The sequence below is a fragment of the Methanomicrobiales archaeon genome (assembly GCA_030019205.1).
Lineage (GTDB): Archaea > Halobacteriota > Methanomicrobia > Methanomicrobiales > JACTUA01 > JASEFH01.
In genome coordinates this window covers 1-8,290 of sequence record JASEFH010000041.1, presented here as the reverse complement: position 1 = coordinate 8,290, position 8,290 = coordinate 1, and the positions used below count along the sequence as shown (strand labels likewise).

Genomic DNA, 8,290 nt, shown 5'->3' with positions numbered 1-8,290 from the left:
TATCCTCCTGGGCTTCGGACCCAGGGACGTGGGTTCGATTCCCACTGGGTCCGTCCGATCTGTTCTGATACGTGAATGCCGAGGATTGCGATTCCCGCATCCGACTGCGTGGATAATTGATGGAAGCCCTGCAGGTAATTTTCGGGGGGGGGAGGGGTGGGATTCAGGGCGGCTGCAAAAAAAGGTTTATTGGAGGCGGATGTAGTTCGTTCCGGCAGAGTTCAGGTGCACTGTCTGCGTGTCCTGGGCCGTGACGCCTCCCGGCACTTCTTCCTGCGCATACACCCGGATGGTATAGTAGCCATAGGGCAGGTTCTGCGTGAACAGTCTCGACGTACCGCTGGTTGTGGTGTTCGTTGCCCCCGGTATCGTCTCGAAGGTCACCCAGTCCCCCGATATTCCGGTTGCGGGATCCCGATACCTGTAAGACACTGTCTGGGTTACCGTTCCCGGACCCGTGTAGTGGAAATCCCATGCGGTCCTGATAGTATCTCCTTCAACGGCGGCATCTGTGATATCTACGGTCAGAGCATTCACGTTGATGATCGTTGTCGCGTTGCAGGGGACTTCGAGAGTGAATTGCGGAAGCGTGATATTGTCAGCGCCATTGTTGAAGAATATCCTCGAGCTGTTGTCGAGCAGCTGGATGTCTCCGCATACGCCTTCTTTCACGCGCATCCGGTACTGGATCTCCCAGGTCTGGTTGAGGTGGATCGTACCCAGATCGAAGTTCAGAATGCGCGTTGCATTCCATTCGTCGCTCTGGTCGATCCTGTCGTTGTAGTAGAGGGGGCTGGCATATTTGTCCTGTAGGGACGTATACTTCCACATCTTCGTGGAGTTGCCCTGATTGTAGGTGCTGTTGATACCGGGCGAGTATACGTAGTCGAAGACATCGCCTCCGCTCATGGTGATGTTATTTACCCTGATGTTGTCCATGGACAGATCCATCGTGGTGTTGACCCCGGCCTCGGTCTTCAGTTCGCCGGCAATCTGGGAATAAATCGTGGCCAGCTTCTCGGCATCGTCTGCCAGGTAGTACTTGCCGCCGGTGGGATACGCCAGCTGCTGCAGACGTCCTTCAAACGATGTCGGAACGCTGGTGCCTTTCGGGAAGTATGCGATGCTATATATCCTTACATTCGACGCAATCGCATAATTGGCCATGTTCTGCAAGGGCGACGACTTTGTCCCGAACTCTTCGAATGCCGTCCAGGCATTGAGACCGCCCTGGGGCCAGTTGTCATCCAGTGGTTTCTCGCTCAGCCAGTAGCCCTGGTTTGCCGACACCGACGTGCCGTCCCATCCCGCGATGGGATCTCCGGCGGTTGACCAGGACCGATCCGCGAGCAGAATTACTGCCTTTACGGTCCTCGCGTTGTGAACGGAGCTTCCCGTGCCGTTGAGTTCTTTGATTGCCCTGTACAACCCATACCGCATCGGAACGACGACTTTGCCTGTTGGATCCTTGGAGGGGGTCAGGCCCTCAATCCCCTCCTCGACCAGGTAGTGGTTCAGCTGCAGCGGCGAGTCCACGGTCGTATAATCGCCGTAGGCCTTGGGATGAGACGTATAATGCAGGTTTGTATATGCGAAGTCGTCGTCCTTGGTATTGTCAATTCCCGGAAGCTTGAAGTTCGAGTCTGTCGGGATATCGGTTATGCCGTTGATCCCGTATGATACAAGGCCCACGCGGTCATAGTTGTGCGTCATCTGGCCGAGGAAGAACGTCGAGGCATCTTTCAGGTAGACCATTTTATCCTCGAACACCCCGCTCGAGCCCTGGTAGTACATATCCGCCAGCATCGACTCGCCCCGGTTCGTGCACAGGATCACGTCGATGGGTTTTGGCCGCAGGGCATGTCCGTCCCCGTCCAGCCTGATCAGCACATCGAAGACTTCCCCGGGATTCACCGGCAGGGGCGTGACATTTATCCCGACGCTCAGGTACGGGTAATTCTTCCAGATCACGCTGACGGCACCGGTGGGTGTGGTTTCCACGGCTGCTTTCACGAGGCAGGATCCCGTTGCCTTATCCGTCCAGTTGGCAGGATCGTCCTCGAATTGCACGAACTCTCCCGGCTGGAACGTGACAATCGCATACCCATAATCGTCCGTCAGGGCAGAAGTGTCCCAGAGAATCGGGCCGCTCACGACGGAAGCCTCGCTGACGTCATAGGCAATGCTGTCAGAGTCTATCCAGAACGTAACATTCGCTCCCGGGACCGGGTTCCCGAATTCATCCATCACTTTTGCAATAATACTCGCCGTCGTCTTGTCCGGATTCCCCGGCACATCCCAGCTGGGAATCGGGTTCGGGCTCGCGGTGAGGGTGAGCTGCGACGCGGTGCCCGTGGTGAACCATACCGTGTCCGTGCGAGCAACGTCTTCGAACCCAACGATTTCTGCATTGATATTCACGCCGAGAGCGGTCCGTTTCGGCCCGTACTTGAAGGATGACTGTCCGAGCAGGTTCGTCGGCGAAAGGGTGGCGCCCTCGTAGGTCGGCTCCGTCGAGTTGACGAACTCGGTCGTGATGTTGATCTCGCGGTTGACGCAGGGATTGCCCCACTGGTCGTAGACGGTGTAGAGTATCGTGAACCTGCTCATGCCGTCTGCAGGAAGGTTGGGCGGGTCCCCTGCGGGCGAAATCATGGATACGATATAGGCCGGCGTCCCTCCGACACCGGTTATGGTGATCCAGACGGAGGGAACCGTGCTGACCTGGGGTGTGACAAGGACGATGTTCTCCCCGGCATAGGGAGAGATGCGGAGCTGGGCCGTGGCGTTGCCGTTCGCGTCCACCGGTTGTGCAACCTGCGTCGTGCCACCCAGGAACCGGGCGCCGTTCTCCGGGGAACTCACCGAAAACTGCACCTTCTCCGCCTCCAGGCCGTAGTAACTCTCGCGGCGGCTGTCAATCGCATTTCCGTACCGGTCGAGCATCCGCACGACTATGGGAGTGACGTCGTTTACGTAGGCGGTCGAGTTATAATCGATAAAAGAGTATCGATACGGCGTCGAGTGGTCGATGTACTGCACGTACGTGCCCGTTACGGAGTTCTCGGTGCCGTTCACCCAGGCCGATGCGCGAATATCGAGCTGGGCAGCACCGCTAACTGTGTTCGCCGTGAACTTCGGGTAGGCCTGCCCGAAGACGTCGGTCGTGAACGTGGTCCCGCTCAGGCTGCCCAGAGACGGGTTCAGGTTCTGAACCGTGACGGTTGCTCCCTGGACCGGGTTGTTGGCGGCATCCAGGACCCGCACCGTGATCGTTGCACTGTCGAGGCCGTTGGCAACGATCCATTCGTTGCTGCTCGCAATCTCCATATGATCCGGAATTTCGCCGGCGGCCGATGCGGACGCGACCAGCACCAGCAAACCGGTGAGCAGCAAGGCTGTCTTTTCCACCTTCATAGGGTTCACCCTTTCGGATGTTGTATATTTTATTGTTTTTGTATTTATGTATTTTCTATTGTTTTCATATAATTTTATTAAGTAAAATTGCATAAAAAGAAATATTTTTCTGTTTATTATCCATAGATTAGAAGTAATTAATAAAATGATAAGTGGATAATTTATATATAGCAAGTTAAAATGTGGAAGGCCACCATCCACATTCTTCCGAAATATTATGGCAGCAGACCTCAAGTGGCCTGCTTTACACCCTACATTTCGCAGGTCGAGCAAATTTGATAAAATACCTATACATTTGGAGAATTTATCCCTGAGGACATCCCAAAATTATGGGACCCTTGAGGACCCTGAGCCCGGGTCATGACATTCCAGGAAATCGACGACGAGCTCTGGGAGATTATCCGAAAGAATCTGCCCCGGCAGAAACCGCACATCGGCCGACCTTGGCGGGATCCCCGATCGCTCTTCAATGGGATCTACTTCGTCCAGACCACCGGGTGTGCCTGGAATGATGTACCGGGGAAATACGGCACCAAATCGACGGTACACCGGTACCACCTCGAACTCTGTAAGCGGGGAGCGTACCAGGCGATCTTCCTCAACCTGCCCCAGTCCGGCTACGATCTCCCGAAGCTCGACCTTGTCCACTGCATCACCGATACCAAGGGTATCCCCGCAAAAAAGGGGAAATATCGGCTACTATGGCTACAAAAATGTAAACGGGAATAAGTTCAGCGCCCTGGTCGATCAGAACGGTCTCCCTTTGGCCTGTTTGGTCGCTCCGGCGAATGTCAATGACTCTCAGCTCTATGAACCAACCGTGGCCGCATTCGAGATTCCCGGTGCAGATGCAAAACCATCGGGCATCACCGCCGGCGCGGCCTTCGACTCGCAAGAGATCCAACACCCGGAAACGGAGAATCCGGAGCAATATCCCGGTAAATCCGAGTAATAGGAAATCTCCGAAGCGAGGAAGACCGGTTCTGTTTCATCGGGATCTCGCCAATAAACGGAGTGCCATCGAACGGTTCTTCAGCGGGGTTGAGGCGTTCGAGAAGATTGTTCCCCGGTACGAACGCTATGAGCCTTCATTCATGGGGCTCGTACACCTGGTCTGTGCCCGCATGATCGGGAGAGTTTTGAGCTGACCTCTTAAGAAAATTTATTCGATTTTTATGAAATTTTTTCCCTGCGTCAGATCGAACTGGTTGGTCACTTCACTACTCCCCGCTCCCGGCGCAGTTGCATTTATTCTAACTCCTATCTGATGAGATCTCGGCAGGGTTCGTAGATCAATGGCGTAATGTTCGGTCCAGTTCCCAGCAGTTGCCGAATTGTTTGTAATTGTAGTATAGTGTCTCCAGAACCCATCATCGAGTCGAATATACATGAACTCATCAATATGATTGGAAGTTCCTCGATATGTAATATTCCAGGTCACGTTTAAGTATTCGCTCGGGGGTGCCGTTTTATTCAGCCCCCAAACAAGTATGTCGGGATCGATAAGTGGATCCACACTCATGTTGGGAATATATGTGATAGACAAATCCGGTACTATGATTGGCTTCGCTTCTGTCGCATTGAATCTGACCTCAGAACCTGGACCGAATAGGTTGAACTGTATTGTGTCGTTAACAATATCGCTTCTTAATTTCAGTCTAAATTTTGTCCACCATGTTTCTTTGATTTTGATTGTTCCAATCTGTTCTTCAGTGAATGTTATGGTCTGTGTACTATCCCACTCACTGGAATGATCGTATGTTTTGAAATTTTCTGGCTTGTAGAGGTAATAGCTTGGAACACTCGCATTCTCTGTCCAGTTGTAGTGCTGATACCATGTCAGCGGTACGTAGTCTAATAGTCCCTCGGTAGACGTCCAGGAGAGATTTGTCGTATTGGTAATTGGAGAGACTAGATTGAGATTCATGGATGTATTTATGCCGGCGTATACATCGAGTGCTTTGCTTGCATTTTCAAATGCTGAATCTAACTCCGTAGCATTATTTGCTATCCACCAATCCCCTCCAGTGACTTCTGCAAGTGTTCTTGGGACTTTTTCGTCTGGAGCTGCCTGTGCATAATTATAGTAAATAACAAAAATTTTAATGTTGTTTTGCTTTGCCCATTCTGCCATATTTTGATGAGTTACAATTGGATCGGCAAATGGATAGTATTCATTCGTACCTTTTGCAATAGTATTATCATCGGGAGGCACTTTGAGGATTGGATCAGTCGAGATAGGTATTGGATTTCCGTAGTATCTATAGGTGTTTTGCATGAGTAAGACGATAGCCTTAACTGCTTCACTCCTTGTAGCATTCTGCTTCAGTTCCTTTATCCCAGAATATAAACCATATCTTATTGGTGCGGATGCTTGACCTGTACTCTCACTCTTCATTGGCATTTGCATATATAGGGATGTATTAATATGATCCCAATTTTCGACATCTAGATCAAAAGAATTGAATTTTGTCGCATAATCATCATAGATAGTTATATTATTTCCAGGATAATGCTGAGCGATATATGTCGCATCATCACTTCCTCCCTTTTCACCAACTTCAGATTGCCAATTGTAATTGCTAGGAAGAGTTAAAAGATTCACACGTTTGCCAGGATATGGTGGATCCGTCGATTTATCCCCATAGGTGATAAGTGCAATTTGATCTTTACCAGCGGGTCTACTGTTAACAAATTTCATTGCCGCATCCCGTGCAACTTCCATTCGGTCGGGTTTATCCTTATTTCTCTCGTCATCAATGAGCATATCTTCGCCACGATCCAGCAGTAGAACAATATCCGCTGGCATCGGCTCTGTGAGCTCTGGCCCATCACCGATTAATTGTATAGTCACATCGAGGTAGGGATCCTGTGGCGAGAGAACTGTTTTATCTGCACGAACCTCTGCTCGCAGATAGGCGTAATTCTTCCAGACGACTTGGGTTTCACCACTGATTGTATATCCCGTCTCATTTGTCCATTCCGCCTTGACAACACAGCTGGCAGTGGCATTCGAGTAATATCTCGGGTCCGTTCTATCGACAAAACGCCCGGGGGTGAAGGTAACCCTGGCATAACCGTCAACTCCTGTTATGGCTTCAATGGACTGACCTCCATTGGAAAATTTGGGGCCTTCTGACAGAGTGAAAATTCCAGTACTAATATTTTTAATTGAAAAATTGATCTTTTCATTTTTAATCGGATTTCCACTCTTATCGATTAGCCGGGCACGAATTTCCGATGATGAGGCGTTATTCACATCAAGGCTGGGCATATTTTCTGGACTGGCACCCAGAAATATTGTAGCCGGATCATTCGATGCAAATTCCACAATCATCCAGCAAGTAGTATCCGTATTGTAGGATGAAGTTGCAGTTATATTGACTAAACCCAATGTCTTTTTGGGACCATAGATTAATTGTGCAACCCCAGCATTGTTGGTTTTCAGAGTTGCGCTTTCCCCAGGTGGAGATGTACGGATCTTTAGTTCGGAATATGGAGAGGGATTATGCCAAAAGTCCTCCAGTTTATAAGTGATTGTTACCCTGCTATATCCATCCGCTGGAATGAGAGGGTATGGATCTCCCGATCTATCACACTCTTGGTAAATATAGTATGGAATTCGAGAACCTATACCGACGATGTCAATCCAATAGTCTGAAAGGGCAGGATTGCTGGGATTGATCCAGACTATATTGTCACCCGCTCTAGTTCCAGCCATCAGGTCGATTACAGCATAACCAGTTGAGTTTGTTTTTGTTGGATTGGTTCCAATTAATTTTGCTTGATTTTCGGGGGATGAAACTGAAAATGAAATAATTTCGTTCTCAATCCCGTTATTGAATTTGTCAACTATTCGAACGGCGATAGAAGTTGTTGAATTCACTTCAACTTCTTGCTGATAGATAACTCTTGAGATCCGGTAGGCATCGCCGGATAGAACATGCACAGTTATTGATTTGTTCTCGAGCAATGTGCCGTTGAGAAAATTGACGCGCGTATCAATTATTACATCTCCGGATGTCGTGCCCTTGAAATAGGTTACTACATTGCTTCCGGATGAGGTTATATCGTTCTTCGAAAAGGTTCCATTACCTGTTGACGTGGGCATTATTTGAAAATGAACCTTCACCTGTTCTGCCGGAAGACCCGATACAGTGATTCCGATTTCATCCATGCCATCCGCTTTTACTGAGAATTTGCTCGGGTTGACATCAATTGCTGAGGCAGAGCCAATCAAAATCAACAATCCAATTGATATCCACAACCAATTTTTGTTGGACACATCTCCCACCTTCCAGTATACGGATATATTCAGCCAAACCTATACTTATAGATTTGCATATGATAAATTAATTATTTTCCAAATACTCGACTGTAACTATATTTCCCATGTAATTTGAACTCGAATCGTGTATCAAAGCAGGATATTACTTTAATATTTAAAAAAGGAATTAAATATAAAAATTCGTAGCTGTTTACGATCCACACCCCTTCCCGTCAACCGAGCCTCCGCCGGGGCCGCTTCCCTCTCCTGTCCCCGTAGACCTTCCGCACACCGACAAAGACTACGCCCAGGGCCACTAGCCCGATCAGCCCGGCCAGCAGCACCGTCATGTCGAACTCCTTCTCGAGAAGTATCGTGACGGTGGGATCGGAGGCGCCGAAGGGGATCTCCTTCTGCACGGACGCGGTGCGGTAGCCGTCAAGGGCGGCGGTGAAGTTGTAGGTGGCGGCGGTTCTGAGCGGGATTGTGTAACTGCCAAGCTCGTTTGTGGTGCCGGCAGCGGTTCCGTCGATAGAGACCGCGGCCCCGGAGAGGATGTGGTGATCCGCATCCTCGACAACGATCCGCACATTGGCCTGGCTGTTC

5 protein-coding genes are annotated in these 8,290 nt (G+C 50.0%); 2 read left to right on the top strand and 3 right to left on the bottom strand.

Annotation, left to right across the window (positions count from 1 at the left end):
- Positions 1 to 186: 186 nt before the first annotated feature.
- Entirely contained in the window at positions 187 to 3,417 is a 3,231-nt protein-coding gene (locus QMC96_12875) for an Ig-like domain-containing protein (GenBank protein ID MDI6877648.1), read from the bottom strand.
- A gap of 360 nt (positions 3,418 to 3,777) precedes the next feature.
- Between QMC96_12875 and QMC96_12870 the strand changes: the two genes are divergently transcribed.
- Positions 3,778 to 4,146 (top strand): transposase, encoded by a 369-nt coding sequence (locus tag QMC96_12870; protein ID MDI6877647.1) that lies wholly within the window; start codon positions 3,778 to 3,780, stop codon positions 4,144 to 4,146.
- A gap of 91 nt (positions 4,147 to 4,237) precedes the next feature.
- A complete protein-coding gene (locus QMC96_12865; GenBank protein ID MDI6877646.1) occupies positions 4,238 to 4,369 on the top strand; it encodes a hypothetical protein in 132 nt (43 codons plus the stop codon).
- Positions 4,370 to 4,579: 210 nt separating this feature from the next.
- On the opposite strand, the gene QMC96_12860 is transcribed toward QMC96_12865, so the two are convergent.
- Together QMC96_12860 and QMC96_12855 are read right to left on the bottom strand one after the other, a co-directional pair.
- On the bottom strand, positions 4,580 to 7,711 hold the full coding sequence (locus tag QMC96_12860; protein MDI6877645.1) for a hypothetical protein: 3,132 nt from the start codon (positions 7,709 to 7,711) through the stop codon (positions 4,580 to 4,582).
- Positions 7,712 to 7,917: 206 nt separating this feature from the next.
- Positions 7,918 to 8,290 (bottom strand): carboxypeptidase-like regulatory domain-containing protein (locus QMC96_12855; GenBank protein ID MDI6877644.1); only part of this gene is annotated, 373 nt, incomplete at its 5' end.